Origin of the sequence: Streptomyces sp. CA-210063, assembly GCF_024612015.1 — a bacterium.
Taxonomy (GTDB): Bacteria; Actinomycetota; Actinomycetes; order Streptomycetales; family Streptomycetaceae; genus Streptomyces.
The window spans coordinates 9,574,617-9,589,345 of sequence record NZ_CP102512.1; the positions used below are offsets into that span (position 1 = coordinate 9,574,617).

General features: G+C 73.4%; 11 protein-coding genes and 3 pseudogenes. 3 read left to right on the plus strand and 11 right to left on the minus strand.

Going from position 1 to position 14,729, the window contains the following annotated elements; translation table 11 throughout:
• Window positions 1-240 precede the first annotated feature (240 nt).
• Entirely contained in the window at window positions 241-714 is a 474-nt protein-coding gene (locus JIX56_RS42010; RefSeq protein WP_257548973.1) for an SPW repeat protein, read from the plus strand.
• A gap of 299 nt (window positions 715-1,013) precedes the next feature.
• On the opposite strand, the pseudogene JIX56_RS42015 reads toward JIX56_RS42010, so the two are convergent.
• From JIX56_RS42015 to JIX56_RS42030, 5 genes and pseudogenes are all read right to left on the minus strand, one after another.
• A pseudogene (locus JIX56_RS42015) lies at window positions 1,014-1,172 on the minus strand (cytochrome c oxidase subunit II); the annotation flags it as partial.
• Window positions 1,173-1,274: pseudogene (locus JIX56_RS48210) on the minus strand (cytochrome c oxidase subunit II); the annotation flags it as partial.
• 160 nt (window positions 1,275-1,434) lie between these two features.
• Window positions 1,435-4,350, minus strand: a complete 2,916-nt coding sequence (locus JIX56_RS42020; RefSeq protein WP_443031964.1) for a prolyl oligopeptidase family serine peptidase — start codon at window positions 4,348-4,350, stop codon at window positions 1,435-1,437.
• On the minus strand, window positions 4,323-6,107 hold the full coding sequence (locus JIX56_RS42025) for an N-acetylglutaminylglutamine amidotransferase (protein WP_257548975.1): 1,785 nt from the start codon (window positions 6,105-6,107) through the stop codon (window positions 4,323-4,325). Before JIX56_RS42025 ends, JIX56_RS42020 begins: the two co-directional genes overlap by 28 nt.
• A 246-nt stretch (window positions 6,108-6,353) precedes the next feature.
• Entirely contained in the window at window positions 6,354-7,523 is a 1,170-nt protein-coding gene (locus JIX56_RS42030; protein WP_257548976.1) for a carboxylate-amine ligase, read from the minus strand.
• Between the two features lie 207 nt (window positions 7,524-7,730).
• Here JIX56_RS42030 and JIX56_RS42035 point away from each other — a divergent pair, with 207 nt between their 5' ends.
• Window positions 7,731-9,194, plus strand: coding sequence for an aminotransferase class I/II-fold pyridoxal phosphate-dependent enzyme (locus JIX56_RS42035; RefSeq protein WP_257548977.1), 1,464 nt, complete (start codon window positions 7,731-7,733; stop codon window positions 9,192-9,194).
• A gap of 26 nt (window positions 9,195-9,220) precedes the next feature.
• On the opposite strand, the gene JIX56_RS42040 is transcribed toward JIX56_RS42035, so the two are convergent.
• From JIX56_RS42040 to JIX56_RS48215, 6 genes and pseudogenes are all read right to left on the minus strand, one after another.
• Window positions 9,221-9,730 carry a DUF6098 family protein gene (locus JIX56_RS42040; RefSeq protein ID WP_257548979.1) on the minus strand — a complete coding sequence of 170 codons (510 nt, stop codon included), beginning with the start codon at window positions 9,728-9,730 and terminating at the stop codon, window positions 9,221-9,223.
• Between the two features lie 96 nt (window positions 9,731-9,826).
• Window positions 9,827-10,021, minus strand: coding sequence for a hypothetical protein (locus tag JIX56_RS42045; RefSeq protein ID WP_257548980.1), 195 nt, complete (start codon window positions 10,019-10,021; stop codon window positions 9,827-9,829).
• A complete protein-coding gene (locus tag JIX56_RS42050; protein WP_443031965.1) occupies window positions 10,018-10,587 on the minus strand; it encodes a hypothetical protein in 570 nt (189 codons plus the stop codon). Before JIX56_RS42050 ends, JIX56_RS42045 begins: the two co-directional genes overlap by 4 nt.
• Before the next feature lie 193 nt (window positions 10,588-10,780).
• Window positions 10,781-11,662, minus strand: coding sequence for a glycosyltransferase family 9 protein (locus JIX56_RS42055; protein ID WP_257548981.1), 882 nt, complete (start codon window positions 11,660-11,662; stop codon window positions 10,781-10,783).
• Window positions 11,659-12,102: an NAD-dependent epimerase/dehydratase family protein gene (locus JIX56_RS42060; RefSeq protein WP_443031966.1), complete on the minus strand. Its 444-nt coding sequence runs from the start codon at window positions 12,100-12,102 to the stop codon at window positions 11,659-11,661. Before JIX56_RS42060 ends, JIX56_RS42055 begins: the two co-directional genes overlap by 4 nt.
• A pseudogene (locus JIX56_RS48215) lies at window positions 12,036-12,738 on the minus strand (NAD-dependent epimerase/dehydratase family protein). The gene JIX56_RS42060 and the pseudogene JIX56_RS48215 overlap by 67 nt, the downstream one beginning before the upstream one ends.
• A gap of 627 nt (window positions 12,739-13,365) precedes the next feature.
• On the opposite strand from JIX56_RS48215, the gene JIX56_RS42070 reads away from it, so the two are divergent.
• Window positions 13,366-14,685: an MFS transporter gene (locus JIX56_RS42070; RefSeq protein WP_443031967.1), complete on the plus strand. Its 1,320-nt coding sequence runs from the start codon at window positions 13,366-13,368 to the stop codon at window positions 14,683-14,685.
• Window positions 14,686-14,729 lie beyond the last annotated feature (44 nt).

A 14,729-nucleotide genomic window follows, 5' to 3' on the forward strand; every position in this document is an offset into this window, starting at 1 on the left:
CTTTGCCCATGGCCTTGCGCACCGCGTCCTTGGTGCGGCCCATGAGTGCGGCGACCGGCCCGAGTGCCATGTTCGCCGCTCCTGGCCCGACGCGCGGGTGGGGACGCCGAGGGGCCGTTCGGCTGCATCCGAGCGCGATGGCATATGTCCGATATCTACGGGTTTGAGGCCACATGCTGGGTACCCGGGGTTCATCCACCGGGGACGCGCGGATCGTGGCCCCTGACGAAGGAGGCGGGCATGACCGAGAGGACCCAGACCACCCTGGAGTCGCATCCGGACATCCTGGAGATGCGGGAGCGCCACGCCCGGGCCGAGCGGGCGGCCTCCACCCAGCAGGGGCAGGCCGTCGAGGCGCTGGCCCTTGTCACCGGCCTGTACCTGGCCGCATCGCCCTGGATCGCGGGCTTCAGTGATTTCGGCACCCTGGCCATCAACAACCTGATCACCGGTATCGCCTACGCACTCCTGCTCAGCGGCTTCGGCCACGCCTACGAGCGCACGCACGCCAGGGCGTGGGCGGCCGCGATGGTCGGAGTCTGGACCATCGTCGCGCCCTGGGTGGTCGCGGGGAACGTGGACACCACGCGCACCGTCGTCAACAACATCATCGTCGGCGCTGTGGCGTTGCTGCTCGCGCTGGCCGCCAGCGCGGCGGCGAACAAGACCGACAGGGGCGGCGGCCGTGGCCGCTCCGCCCGAACGGGACGCTGACACCACGGGAACACGCCCCACGGGCCCGAGGCCACACCGGCCTCGGGCTCGGCCTGGGCCACGGCGGTGCGATGCAGCGGGCGCCCGCTGCCCGAGCGGCCTGTGTCTTGGGATGTCCTATGACGGACCTGATCCCGTGGGCCTGCGTTCGCGGACCTCAGCCAGGTGGTGATCCACCCGGTCTCCCGTTCAAGGCGCCTCCCTTCGTGGTAGAGGCGGGTACCCCTGGGCCGACGTTCCTGCTCCGTGCCGAGGACCACCGCCGACCGCGTCGACGGTGGTTTCTCCTCGGACGTCGCTCACAGTTTGCGTGGCTCGTCGTTCCCGGCCGGATCGGTGATCTCGATGCCCGCCGGGATGAAGCCCCGCTGCCCCTTGTCGGCCAGCCCTCGCAGGTGCTCCTGGTAGCGCTCCGGGGAGACGGCCTTGACGTTGAAGAGCATCCGGGCGTGGTCGACGCAACCGGAGACGGTCGCCAGGACCAGGACCGCGGTCAGCGCCTGCGGCAGCCTTCGACGCATCGGACGTCGCGGCGATCGGTCACAGCCGTTGGGACTCACGTAGTGCCTTCCGGGAATCTGCCCGCGGATCGGAGGTCGCCCGCGGCCGTCGCACTGGTCGGTCACCGGCCCTCAGGCGGGCACAAGGTATGGATCGTTATGCGGACAAAACGCTACTGAGGTGTATGCAGGGAGAGTGCCCAACGCGCCGCCGAACGCGCTACTCGGCGATGTGCCGCTGGATCCAGTCGGCGGCGGCCCGGCGGAAGATCCTCCGGCTGTCCGCGCGCAGGAAGTCATGGCCCTCGTCGCGCAGCATCAGCAGTTCGGCCTCGAGACCGCGCTCGCGTGCCGCGCGTACGAACTGCTCGGATTCGCCGAGCGGCACATTGGTGTCGTGCTCACCGTGGACGGCGAGGAGCGGCACGCGCAGCGCGTCGACACGGGTCATCGGGGACAGCGCGTGCAGCAGTTCACGGTCGTGCTCCGGGTGGCCGTACTTGTGGGCGGCCGATTCCGCGATCCACGGCTCGGTGCCGGCGTAGAAGGTCGCGAAGTCGGACATGCCGCAGGCCGCGACGCCGGTGCGGAAGAGCTCCGGGTGCCACACGAGGGAGGCCATCACCAGGTAGCCGCCGTACGAGCGGCCCATGACGGCCAGCCGACGCGGATCGGCGAGTCCGGCCACGACGACGTGGGCCGCGCAGTCGGCGACGTCCTCGATCGCGGCGAACCGTCCCGTGCCGAGGTCGGCGTCGACGAACGACCGGCCGTGCCCCGAGGAGCCGCGCACGTCCGGTGCGAAGACATCCAGGCCACGGCCCAGCAACTCGTGGTAGAGCGGGTTGAACACCGGCCGTTCCTGCTCCTCCGGCCCGCCGTGCAGATGGATCACGCAGGGCGCCGGCTCCCGGGGGCCACGGCCCGGCGCCCGGTAGTACCAGCCGCTCAGCGGCAGTCCGTCACGTGCCGTCAACCGCAGCGGTACGGGCCGCACGGGCGGACGGCCCGGCGGGACGGCGTCCTCGTCGCGGGACGACCACTCGGTGCGCAGCGCGGCGCCTTCGGGGAACCACCACACACCGGGGCGGCGCCGCGACCCGGACAGGGCCAGCACCAGTCCCGACCGGCCGTCGACGTGCGGGATGCGCGTCACCACCTCGTGCGGAAGCGGGACCCCGCGCGCCGGACCCACCGGACCCACCTGAGTGTCCCCAGCGGATGCCGTCGTGACGGCGGTGATCTCCAGCTCACTGGCTCCGCGCACGTTCCAGGCCAGGGCCGCGGTGTGCCCGTCGTGGCCGAACGCCAGCAGTTCCAGGCCGCAGTCGTCGCGCTCCGCGGCGACGGTCAGCCTCAGCTGCTCCCCTCCGGAATCCAGGCGGACGGCGAACAGCGCGGCGAACTCGCGTGCCGCGTCGCTCCGCAGCCACAGCGTCGTGGCGTCCGGGGAGAACCGGCCGATCCAGGGATCTCCGTCGGCGACGCGTAGGGCGAAGGTGGTCCGCAGGTCGGTGGTGCGCACGACGAGCGCCTCGCGGCGGCCGCGTGGCCCCCGGCGCAGCAGCGCCAGCCGTCCGTCCCGGCTGATGTCGCACACGCGCAGGGTGGCGGCGCCGCGTTCGACCGCCAGCAGGGCCGGCGCCGCCACGCCCAGGGGGTCGACGAGGTAGGCGGCCAGCCCTCCACCGGGCGACCCCTCGGGGGCCAGCCCGCCGCCGGGCGACCCCTCGGGGGCCAGCCTTCCGCCGGGCGACCCCTCGGGGGGCAGCCCGCCTCCAGGCGTACCGACGGCGGCCGGTCCTTCGGTGGCTGTCCCGTCGAGGGTCAGCCCGCCGCCGGGCGACCCCTCGGGGGCCAGCCTTCCGCCGGGCGACCCCTCGGGGGCCAGCCTTCCGCCGGGCGACCCCTCGGGGGGCAGCCCGCCTCCGGGCGTCCCGACGGCGGCCGGTCCTTCGTCGGGTGTTCCCTTGGGGGCCCCTTCGGTGGCCGTCCCGTTGAGGGTCAGCCCGCTCCCGGGTGTCGCGTCGGTGGCTGGTCCTCCGGCGGGGGTCGTCCCCTTGGGGGCTCCTTCGGCGGCCGTCCCGTCGAGGGCCAGCCCACCCCCTGGCGGCCCGTCGGCGCCCGATCCTCCGCCGGGCCTCCCCTCCGGGGCCGGCCCTCTGCCGGGCCTCCCCTCCGGGGCCGGCCCTCCGCCTTCTCCCTCGGGAGCACCAGGGCCCCCCGCGCTCCGGCTGAACTCGTCGGCGGCGGTGACTGTTTCGGTGGGGGTGTCCTCCAGGGGGTGGGACGGCCTGCTCTCGGGTGTGTCCGCCGGCAGCGGAGTGTGGATGGTCCCCGGGGCGCGGGTGGCGGGATCGGCGTCGCCGTGGTGTGGGCCGCCCAGCAGTACGGCCCGGCCGTCCCGGGTGGCCCAGCCCGCTGGGCGGGGGGCGGTGTACGTGTGCGGGTCGGCGAGGCCGGGCTCCGCATGGGCGGGCCCTTCCTCGGTGTCGGCACCGCCCGGCGTGAGAACCGGCTCGGCGACGGTGACGGCGACCGCCGAGCCGTCGTGCTGCCAGCAGCCCAGGTACGCGGAGCTGCCGGGCTCGGCGCCGGCGAGAACGCGTCGCCCGGTCCCGTCAGGGCGTACGCACAGCACCCGGGTGTGTTCGCCGCCTCCCGGGGCCGTGGTGTAGGCGATCCAGCGGCCGTCCGGCGACCAGGCCACCTCCTTGACCGGGTGCGGGTCGGCGTCGAGGAGATGGACCTCGTGCCCGTCGACGGGGCCGGTCCACAGCTGCGGCACCCCGCTGCGGTCGCAGATGAACGCGACGTACCTGCCGCTCGGGTCCACCGACGGATACCAGCAGCCATGGGACCTCAGCGGCTGCGGTGTGTCCAGCGGCCCGCTGGTGTCGGGCAGCGGGACCGGCACCGGAGCCATGGGGGCCGGCATCGGAGTGGTGGCCGTCCCGGCCAGGCCGCCGGCCGACCCGGCCGTCACCGTGGAGACGGTGCCGTGATTCTCGGGCCGCCACGGCACCCCGTCGACGACGCCTTCGCCCGTGAGCGGGCGTGGCGAGGCCGCCGTCGCCGGGCGCGGTGGGTGGGTCCCCTGCGCCCCGGTCAGCCGATTCCGTGCGTTTGCAGCCATATCTCCAGCAAAGCTACCTGCCACAGCTCGTTCGCCCCACGCCTGGTGCGGTGCTCGTCCGGCGCCGACAGCAGCCCGGCCACGTACGCGTCCTGGAAGACGCCCCGTGATCTGGCCTCGGGCGCCGACAGAGCCTCACGGACCCGCCCCAGGACGGGGCCCGCCATGTGCTTGACGGCCGGGACCGGGAAATAGCCCTTCGGCCGGTCCACGACCTCCCTGGGCAGGATCCGGCGGCCGGCGGCCTTGAGGACTCCCTTGCCGCCGTCGGCGAGTTTCCACTGCGGTGGGCAGGCGGCGGCCAGTTCCACGAGATCGTGGTCGAGGAACGGGACGCGGGCCTCCAGGCCCCAGTCCATGGTCATGTTGTCGAGGCGCTTGACCGGATCGTCGACGAGCATCACCTCGGCGTCGAGCCGCAGCGCCGCGTCGAGAGCGGTCTCGGCGCCCGGGCGCGCCATGTGCTCCCGCACGAAGCGGCCGGACACGTCGTGATCGGGCAGCAGGTCCGGCTCCAGGATCCTCTTGAGGTCGGTGTGCGGCCGGTCGAAGTACGTCTCGGCGTACGCCTCCGGTGCCCGCTCCCTCGGGACGGCGGCCATCTCCGGGTACCAGTGGTAGCCGGCGAGGACCTCGTCGGCGCCCTGGCCGCTCTGGACGACCTTCACCTCCTTCGCCACCTGCTCCGACAGCAGATGGAAGGCGACCACGTCATGGCTGGTCATCGGCTCGCTCATCGCCTCGATCGCCGCGTCCAGCGCCGTGGACACCCGGTCCGAGGGCACCATCAGCTGGTGGTGGTCCGTGCCGAAGTGCCGGGCGACCAGGTCGGAGTAGCGGAACTCGTCGCCCTCCTCGCCGCCCTCGGACTCGAATCCCACGCTGAACGTCGCGAGATCGCGCTGCCCCTCGTCGGCCAGCAGCGCCACGATCAGGCTGGAGTCGAGGCCGCCCGACAGGAGAACGCCGACCGGTACGTCGGCGACCATGCGCCGGCGGACGGCGGTGCGCAGCGCGCCCAGCATCGCGTCCCGCCAGTCGTCCGCGCCCAGGTCCGCGCAGTCGTCCCGGCGCGTGTACGACGGCTGCCAGTACCGGATGTCGCGGTGGCGGCCGTCCGGCTCCACGACGCGTACGGTTGCCGCGGGCAGCTTGCGTACGCCGGTGAGGACGGTGCGCGGGGCGGCCACCGTGGCATGCCAGCTCATGTACTGGTGCAACGCGACCGGGTCGAGCGAGGTGTCGACGCCGCCGCCCGCCAGGAGGGCCGGCAGCGAGGAGGCGAAACGCAGCCGTCCCGGCGTCCGAGCCAGGTACAGCGGCTTGATGCCCAGCCGGTCACGGGCCAGGACCAGCCGCCCGGTGTCCTGCTCGACGATGGCGAAGGCGAACATGCCGTAGAAGCGGTCGACACAGGCGGTTCCCCACTGCTGGTACGCCTTGAGCACCACCTCGGTGTCGGAGCCGGAGAAGAAGCGGTGGCCGAGACCGCTCAGCTCCGCACGCAGCCCCTTGTAGTTGTAGACGCAGCCGTTGAAGACACCGGCGATCCGCCCCGCGGAGTCGCTCATCGGCTGCGCCCCGCACTCGGACAGATCGATGATCTTCAGTCGGCGGTGCCCCAGCGCCACGGCGCCCTGCGACCACAGGCCCCTGCCGTCCGGTCCCCGGGCGGCCAGCCGGTCGGTCATGCGCTCGACGGCCGCCAGGTCCGGCCGTCCCCCGTCGAAACAGATCTCTCCGCTGAGACCGCACATCAGGCGACACCCCCTCGCAGGGGGCCGGGGCCGGCCGTGCTCGGAGGCGGGGCCTTGAGCGAGCACGAGCCGGTCCGATCCGCGTGCGTATCGGTATTGCTGCTGGACATGCGAGCCACTCTCCTTGATCACAGCAGGCCCTGCCCCCACGGCGCGGACGGCGGCTTCCCCGTCCGGGTTCTCCGCGCCGTGGCGCCCTGTCGCGGGGCGACGGCCGGCGCCTGCCTTTTCGCACGGCCGCGCGGGTCAGCCGCCGACGGTTTCCACCGCGTACGGCGCCGGGGTCCCCGCAGCGACGGGTCGGCGCACGGCTCCTTGGGCGGGGCTCCGCCCGTGCTCGCCACGGGTCTCGGCGACCATCGTCTCGACGCAGGCGAGCAGGCCCTGCGACTCGGCGACCCCGCGCAGGCGGTGGGCCGCGCTGCCCCGAGCCAGCGCCTCTTCCATCAGTACGCGTACGGCGTCCCAGTCGCCGAAGGCTTCCAAGGTCGGGCGCAGCCGCCGGAGCATGGCGCGCAGGACGGTGGGAGCGGGCGCGGCGAGACGGTCGACCGGGTCGACGAGGGTGCCCTCAAGACCCGCGCGGGCCGCCCGCCAGACCGCCGCCCGGAACCATTCGTGCCTGCCGTCACAACCCCGCCCCGGCCGCTCCAGCCGGACCCGCGCCTCCTCGACCAGAGCGCGGAACAGCCCGGCGACGAGCACGACCGTCTCGATGCGCGGGCAGGCGTCGCAGATGCGCAGCTCCAGGGTCTGCTGGTGGTCGGACGGCCGTACGTCGTAATAGATCATGCCCCGGTCGCTGATCACGCCGGAGCTGATCAGATCCTCGACCGCGGCGTCGTAGTCGGCGGCTCGGGCGAAGCAGCCGACCGGCCCCGAGGTGGGCCAGCGCTGCCACAGCATGGTGCGCCAGCTGGCGTATCCGGTGTCCGTGCCGAGCCAGAACGGTGAGCTGGCGGACAGAGCCAGCAGCGGGGGCAGCCACGGCGAGACGGCGCACATGATCCGGACGGCCGTGTCACGATCGGGAACGTCGACATGGACCTGCGCGCTGCACACGAGATGCTCGTCGGCGACCTGTCGGTATTCCTCGACCATGTGCCGGTAGCGGGAACCGGCGGTGGCGTCACCGGGCGTGAGCCGCGCGAACGGCACGGTCCCGGCCGCGACGACGGCCAGCCCGAGCGGGGAGGCCGCCGCGTCCAGCCGCCGCCGTGCCCCGGCCAGATCGGCGTGCAGGGAGTCCAGCGAGGCGTGCACCCGGCTGTTCCACTCCACGGCCGACCGCTGCAGCTCGGGCTTGAACTCGCAGCCGCGCAGCCGACCGAGAACCGCACCGGCGCTCGGGACGAGCCGCCCGCTCTCCGCGTCCAGAACATGGAATTCTTCCTCTACGCCTACACGAACGGTCACGGCCTCTCCCTCATCCGTACCCGAGATCGCCCGCCGGGCCGAAGACCTGCGACGACCGCTGCGCAGTGCGAGTTCCCGGCAAACACATAAATAAGCCGCATTTGTTACATCCACTGCCGAGGAATCGCACAAACGTGCCAGGCTTTGAGTGCCGGGCGGGGGTACTCGTAGGTACCCGTACGAGCGGGAGATTCCCGGGAGGTGGGCATGGACCACTCACGTGTGCCCGTGCTGGAGGCATTGCAGGAGTTCCGGCGGCGCGGAGACGTGGCGTACGGCCCGCCGGGCCACAAACAGGGCCGTGGCGTGGACCCACGGGTGGCGGAGATCCTCGGGGCTGATGTGTTCCGCTCGGACGTCCTCTCGCTCAACGGCCTCGACGACCGCCGGCAGTCCCGGGGCGTCCTGAACGAGGCCCAGGAGCTGATGGCCGACGCGGTCGGCGCCGAGCAGGCGTTCTTCTCCACGTGCGGGAGTTCCCTGTCGGTGAAGACCGCGATGCTGGCCGTGGCGGGCCCCGGCGAGAAGCTGCTGCTGTCGCGCAACGCGCACAAGTCGGTGATCGCGGCCGTGGTCGTCAACGGCGTCGAACCGATCTGGGTGCACCCCGAGTTCGACACCGAGCGGCACCTCGCCCACCCGCCGGAACCCGACGACGTACGCCGCCGGTTGCGGGAACACCCGGACGCCAAGGGCATGTTGCTGATCACGCCCGTCGACTGGGGCACCTGCGCCGACGTCCGGGGCGTGGCCCGGGTGTGCCACGAGTTCGGCGTCCCCCTCCTCGTGGACGAGGCATGGGGCGCCCACCTTCCCTTCCACCCCGGGCTGCCCGCCTGGGGCATGGACGCCGAGGCCGACCTGGTGGTCACCAGCGTCCACAAGATGGGCGGCGCCATCGAACAGAGTTCCGTCTTCCACCTCCAGTACGACCGAGTGTCGCCGGAGGTCCTCAAACAGCGGGAGGACCTGCTCGGTACCACCAGCGCCTCCACCCTGGTGTACGCCTCCCTCGACGGCTGGCGCCGCCAGATGGTCGAGCAGGGGCACGAGCTGCTGGACGCCGCGCTGCACCGCGCCGAACGGATCCGTACCGCGGCCGGCGATCTGCCGGGCCTGCGGCCCATGGGCCGGGAGGTCGTCGAGGAGGGACTCGCCGCCGACTTCGACCCCTTGAAGATCGTGATCGACGTACGGGAGCTGGGCATCAGCGGTATGCAGGCGGCCGAATGGCTGCGGGTCGAGCGCCACGTGGACGTCGGCGGCTCCGACACCTGCCGTATCAGCGCCTCGATCACCCACGCCGACGACGACGAGACCGAGAAGATCCTGCTGGACGCGCTGAACGCGCTCGTCGACGGCGCCGACTCCATCGAACGGCAGTCGGCGGTCCACCTGCCCGAGCCCTCGGACCTGGAGCTGGAACAGGCCATGGTGCCGCGCGAGGCGTTCTTCGCGGAGGTGGAGCATGTGCCCGCCGAGCGGGCGGCGGGCCGTATCGCGGCGGAGATGATCAGTCCCTACCCGCCGGGTGTCCCCGCGATCGCCCCCGGAGAAGTGATCACCGACGCCGTCCTCGACCACCTCCGCAGCGGTGCCGAGCACGGCGTCCTCATCCCGGACGCGGCGGACTCCTCGATCCGGACCCTGCGGGTGGTGGCGCGCCACTGAGGACCCCGGATGCGGTCGTCCGGTGCTCAGTCGCGGGCTTCGTGCCGCCCGCTCCCGGACTCCTCGGGCCCGGACTCCTCGGGCGACTCCTCGGGATCGCGCTGCATGGGGCCCCACTCACCCTCCTGGCAGGCCACCGTCGCCTGGGCCTCTTCGATGACCGCCTCGTCGATCCACGCGATGGGCTCCACGTCACCGAGCAGGGGCTCGTTGTCGGGACCCCTGCCCTCGATCCGGCCGCGCAGGACCCACGGGCGGACCCCCGGGCCCTTCTCACGCGGAAGGTGCGAGTAGTCGTACAGCCGGCGGGCCACCCAGAGCTCGAGCGGCCGGTCCTTCCACCAGGGCTCCAGATCGAGCGGATTGGCGGACAGCCCCGGCAGTCGTACGCCCGTGAGGCCGTCCCTGCTCGCCGCGCGGTCCTGATCGCCCGCGGGACCGTGCGACCAGCGCACATGGAGGCCGGGGGCGCGCCGCACCAGGGCCGCCAGGTCACCGAGGGACCGCAGGACGGGGAGTTCCTCCAGGGTGCTCATGGCATGTCGCCCCTTTCCCGGCTGTCGCATCCGGCCGACCGCACCCGCCGATGTCGGCGCTCGCCTCGGCAGGGTCGTCCGCGGCGACGTCGGACATCAGCGCCGGCCGTCGCTCCCTTCGCCGTCTCCGGCATCTCCGCCTTCGTCCTCCGCCTCGTCCCGCTCGCCTTCGGCCTGCGAGGGTGTGGTGCGGGGCGCCTGGTCGGGGTCCTCGGTGGGAGTCGCTCGCCGCTCGGGACCGGTGTCGGGGGCCCGCTCGCCCTCTGCCTGGGACGGTGTCTGCTCGCTCATCGTGATGCTCCCGAGGTCGCTCGATCGGGCGTTCGGAACGTGGTCGTGACCTGCCGCAGGTGGAGTTCCTCCAGGGTCTGAAGCTGTCGCTGGGCACGTCGGAGGAGGTCGTCGAGCAGGTGTGCGTCGAGACGTTCCTCGCTGTCGCAGAGCCGCCGCAGGGTCTGCCAGCACGCGAGCTTGCCCGCCACTCCCACCCGCAGCATCTCCAGTTCGATCACGGTGCTGAGCGGGGAGCGGTGCACCAGCCGGCCGTTCGCCTTCAGCCGGCCCAGTTTCTCGGCCGCCCAGCCCACGGAGACCTTGTAGCGACGAGCCGGGACGTCCAGCTGCCGCATCAGGTGGGCCAGGCTGCGCCGGTCCTGAGCGATCTCGGTGGCGACCTCCTCCACGGCCGGACCGAACTCCGTACCGCGGCAGGACCGTGCCAGATGGCGTGACCGGTCGACGCCCGCGGTGGCCCCGGCCAGATGGTCGTTGAGGTAGATGCCGAGCAGGTTCGCGTCCATGTCCGTCCCCTTGCCGGAGGTGGTCCGAGAGGTGCCGGAGGGCGTTCGGTCACTCATCGCCCGGGTGTGTCGCCCGAGCCGGAACTCGCGGCCCTTTCGGGCATCCCGGCTCCCCGTCGTGGTCGTCGATCATGCCCCGCTGCGAGTACCCGACGATCCCCGAGGCAACACGTGCGACGGCGGGGCAGCCAACCGGTCCGGTGTGCGCGGCGGGAGCGGACGGAACGGAGGTGTCCGTCGGAGACGGGTGTCATCGCACTCCTTCGTCGATCAGGTCCTGAACAGCCCGGACCACGTGCTCGGGAGTGATCCGGTGCGGACCGCCGTCCCCGCCGGTGCCGTCCCGGTCGCCCAGCAGAACCCTGGGCACGCCGTACGGCGCCGCGCGCTCGGCGGGCAGGACGGGGCAGGAGAGCGAGACGACGGGGGTGCCGGTGGCAGCCGCCAGGTGCGCCGGGCCCGGTGCACCGGCGACGACCACATCGGCGGCGCGCAGCACACCGGCCAGTGTCCGCGCGTCCGTACGGCCCCCGAGATCGACGGCCGTGTCACCGCTGATCCGCCGGGTCGACGCCCGCTCGGCGGGCCCGCCGGTGACGACGACCCGATGGCCGGCGTCCGCGAGAGCGGCGACCGTCTCCGCACAGCACTCGGCGGCCGCGCCGCCTTCCGGCGCGTCCGGCCCGGGCTGCACGACCACGTACGGGCCGTTTCCGGTGAGGCCGGTCGTGTCGGGGGTCGGCACCACGCGCAGCCGGCCGTCGTCTCCTGCCCTTCGGCGAAGGCCCAGCGCGGCGCAGTCGTCCGCGACCCGCCGTATCCCCGCGCTGCGCAGCAGGTCCACGAACGGCGCGGGACCGCGGCCGTCCGGACCGAGGACGAGAGCGAGGTCGTACGCACCGTCCCGCAGGGTGCCCACCATGCTGTCGGGGCCGTCCTCGTCCGTAGCGGGCGGACCGCCGTCGTCCCAGGGCAGGACGGAGTCGACGTGGGGCAGCAGGCGGGCCGCCGGGACGCCCTCGGGGCGACACAGCACCGTCACGGACGCGGCCCTCGTCGCGACGGTCCGCACGGCGGGACCGGCCAGGAGGACGCCGCCGAAACCGTCCGGGCACACGACCAGCGCCTTCACGGCGCCCCCTCCCCTCGGACGTCCGTCCCCGGGGCGCTGGACGGGGACGTGCGGGTGAAGTGGGCGACGGTCCGCTCCAGGCCCTCCCGCCACGACACCCTCGGGTTCCAGCCGAACAACTTCCGGACCCAGGTGGTGTCGGGCACGCGGCGCCCCGCCTCGCCGGCGGGGCGGTCGACGAAGCACACCGTCGAGTCCGAGCCGGTCAGCTCGATCACCCGACGGGCGAGGAGTAGGACGCTCGTCTCCTCGTCCTCGCCGCCGCCCATGTTGACCGGGCGCACGGACCGCGAGGCCGCCACCAGCAGCACGCCCTCGACCGTGTCGTCGACGAAGCACAGCGACCGCGTCTGCCGGCCGTCGCCCGCGACGGTCAGCGGTTCACCGGCCAGGGCCTGCCGGACGAAGGTGGACACCACCCGGCCGTCGTCGGCCCGCATCCGGGGACCGTACGTGCTGAACACCCGGACGATCCCCGCGTCGGCCCCCTCGGCGCCCGCATACGCGGTGACCAGCGCCTCGGAGAACCGCTGGTGCCCGCATACGCGGTGACCAGCGCCTCGGAGAACCGCTGGGCCTCCTCGTACGCGCAGCGCGGGCCGACCGGGTCCACGTCGCCGACGTCGTCCTCCCGCTGCGGATGCGCGCGCGGACGGCCGTAGACGGCCGACGAGGATCCCAGCAGGAACCGCGCGCCGTCCCGGCAGGCCACCGCCAGGGCGTTGCGGGTGCCGAGGCTGCCGGCCTCCAGCGTCTGAAGGGGAAGGCGACGGCGGTCGGCGGGCGCGGCGGGACCGGCGAAGTGGAGGACCAGGTCGTACGGGCAGTCCGTCGAGCACGTCCGGCGAACGGGGGTCGGCCACGTCGTGTTCGAGGAGACGGAACCCCGGCCTGTTCAGGAGAGGGGCGACGTTGTCCGCCGAACCCCTCGAGAAGTTGTCGACGCAGTCGACCGCGGCGCCGTGCTCCAGCAGGCGTTCGCACAGGTGGGAGCCGAGGAAGCCGGCGCCGCCGGTGACCAGGGCGCGGTCCCAGGCGGGCCGGGTCGGAGCGGTGAAGCTGATGGGGGTCGTCATGTGCACCTCCCTTTCGGCGGACTTTCGGCGTGGGTTTCCGGCAGGGCGTCCTGGCGGCCGAGGCACCGGTGCCCCCGGCGGACCACTCCCACGCCCGGCCGTCCGGTGCGGCGGGGCGACAGGGGACGGGGACGGCGTCGTCGGCCGCGCGGGTCGGACGCGGTGTTGCGGGCGTCACCCGGGCGGGGGCGCCTCCCCGGCGTGGCGAGTGCTGTGAGGAAGCCCACCTGGTCGGGCAAGTACGTGTGGCACAGGGGGGAGTTGACCGAACGGTCGAGCGAGGGTGCGGCGGTGTCGAAATGACTCGCCCGCCGCGTCTGCCACGATGGGCGTCGCCGTGCCCAAGGGTGCGCCCACGCCGCAGCCGTCGTGGGACGCCGACCCGGTGGCACCGCCTCCGGAGCGATCCGGTGGAGCGGCCGCGCAGCGACGCCGGCGTTCCGACATCCCGCCGATGCGCCCTCGTCCGTCCGTGCCCGAGTCCCCGGCCCCCTCTCCGAGTAGCTCACTTTGCCTTCTTCTTCCACGGGCCGCGTGCCCGCCCCCGTCCCTGCCCCCGCGTCCTCGCGTGTCGCCGCCCCCGCGGACGCTTCGCGTTCGCCCTGGCGGTCCCTGAAGTACCCCAGCATGCGCTGGTGGTCCCTCGCGAACTTCCTGTCCAACGCGGGGACCTGGATGCAGCTCACGGTGCAGAACCTTCTGGTCCTGCAGATCACCGGCTCCGCCGCCGCGACCGGGCTGTCCATCTCCGTCCAGGCCGCTCCCGCGTTGCTCGTGAGCCTCCTGGGCGGCGCTGCCGTGGACCGCTGGCCCCGCAAGGTGACGGCTGCCGTCAGCCAGGCCCTGCTGGGCGGGGTGGCGTTCGTGACCGCCGTCCTCGTCGCGCTGGACCGGCTCGACCTGACCGCGCTGATGGTGCTGGCCGCCGTGACCGGGCTCGTCGCGACGGTCGACGGCCCCGCCTGCGCGCTCCTCGGCAACGATCTGGTCCGCAAGGAGGACGTGCCGTCCGCCATCGGTGTGGGCTCGCTGGTGCACAGCGCGGGACGGCTAGCCGGGGCCGGGCTCGCCGGCGTGACCGTCGCGTTCCTCGGCACGGCCGCCGCGTACACCGCCAACGGACTGTCGTTCCTGTTCGTCGCCTCGGTCATTCCGTTCCTCCGTCCGGTGCGCGAGGTGCCACAGGGCGCCGGGACCGCCACGGCCGCCGTTCCCGCCCAGCGGGGGGCCGAGCCGAAGGCCGGGAGCTCGGACATGACGGTGCGTCAGGGGCTCGCCTTCTTCGCGCGCCGGCCCCGCCTGGTCGCGCTGGCCGGGATCACCGGGATCAGCGCGGTGTTCGGGCGGAACTACGGGCTCACCCTGGCCGTGCTCGTCACCGGGCCTCTCGCGGGCGGCGCCGGGGCGTTCGGCACGGTCTCGACCGTGCTCGCCGTGGGCGGCATCCTCGGCGCGGTCGTCGGCGCCCGGCTGCGCAGGCCGTCGGTACGGCTGGTCGGCCTGCTGGCGGCCGGGGGAGCCCTGCTCCAGGTGGTGGCCGGGTTCTCCCCGTCGCTCACCGTGCTGCTGGTGCTCGTCCTGCCGATGGCCGTGTTGGAATCCGTCTCCGACACCGCGGGCACCACCGTCCTGCAGACCGATCCGCCCGCCCACCTCCGGGGCCGGGTGCTCGGCGTCTGGGGCAGCATCAGCACGGTCTGGGGGCTCGGCGGGCCCCCGGTACTCGGTCTGCTGATGGAGCTGGCCGGGGCGCGCGGCGCCCTCGCGACCGGCGGCCTCGTCGTCGCGGGCGCCATCGGAGCCGGCTTCGCCCTCCGCGGCCGCCGGACCACACCGCCGGAGGCCCTGGACGTGGAGGAGCACGGGGTGCGGGACCTCGCCCCCGACGCGGCGGTCGTCGCAACACACGACGCCGTGAAGCGACCGGGGCTGAGCACCGCCGCCTGAACCTCCCGACCCCGACCCCGGCCCCGGCCCCGACCTCGATACCC

Excerpts from the sequence above, each read along its gene's own strand:
- JIX56_RS42010 (WP_257548973.1), top strand. The coding sequence starts at position 241 with ATGACCGAGAGGACCCAGACCACCCTGGAGTCGCATCCGGACATCCTG.
- JIX56_RS42020 (WP_443031964.1), bottom strand. The coding sequence starts at position 4,350 with ATGGCTGCAAACGCACGGAATCGGCTGACCGGGGCGCAGGGGACCCAC.
- JIX56_RS42025 (WP_257548975.1), bottom strand. The coding sequence starts at position 6,107 with ATGTGCGGTCTCAGCGGAGAGATCTGTTTCGACGGGGGACGGCCGGAC.
- JIX56_RS42035 (WP_257548977.1), top strand. The coding sequence starts at position 7,731 with ATGGACCACTCACGTGTGCCCGTGCTGGAGGCATTGCAGGAGTTCCGG.
- JIX56_RS42040 (WP_257548979.1), bottom strand. The coding sequence starts at position 9,730 with ATGAGCACCCTGGAGGAACTCCCCGTCCTGCGGTCCCTCGGTGACCTG.
- JIX56_RS42045 (WP_257548980.1), bottom strand. The coding sequence starts at position 10,021 with ATGAGCGAGCAGACACCGTCCCAGGCAGAGGGCGAGCGGGCCCCCGAC.
- JIX56_RS42050 (WP_443031965.1), bottom strand. The coding sequence starts at position 10,587 with ATGAGTGACCGAACGCCCTCCGGCACCTCTCGGACCACCTCCGGCAAG.
- JIX56_RS42060 (WP_443031966.1), bottom strand. The coding sequence starts at position 12,102 with ATGCGGGCCGACGACGGCCGGGTGGTGTCCACCTTCGTCCGGCAGGCC.
- JIX56_RS42070 (WP_443031967.1), top strand. The coding sequence starts at position 13,366 with ATGCGCTGGTGGTCCCTCGCGAACTTCCTGTCCAACGCGGGGACCTGG.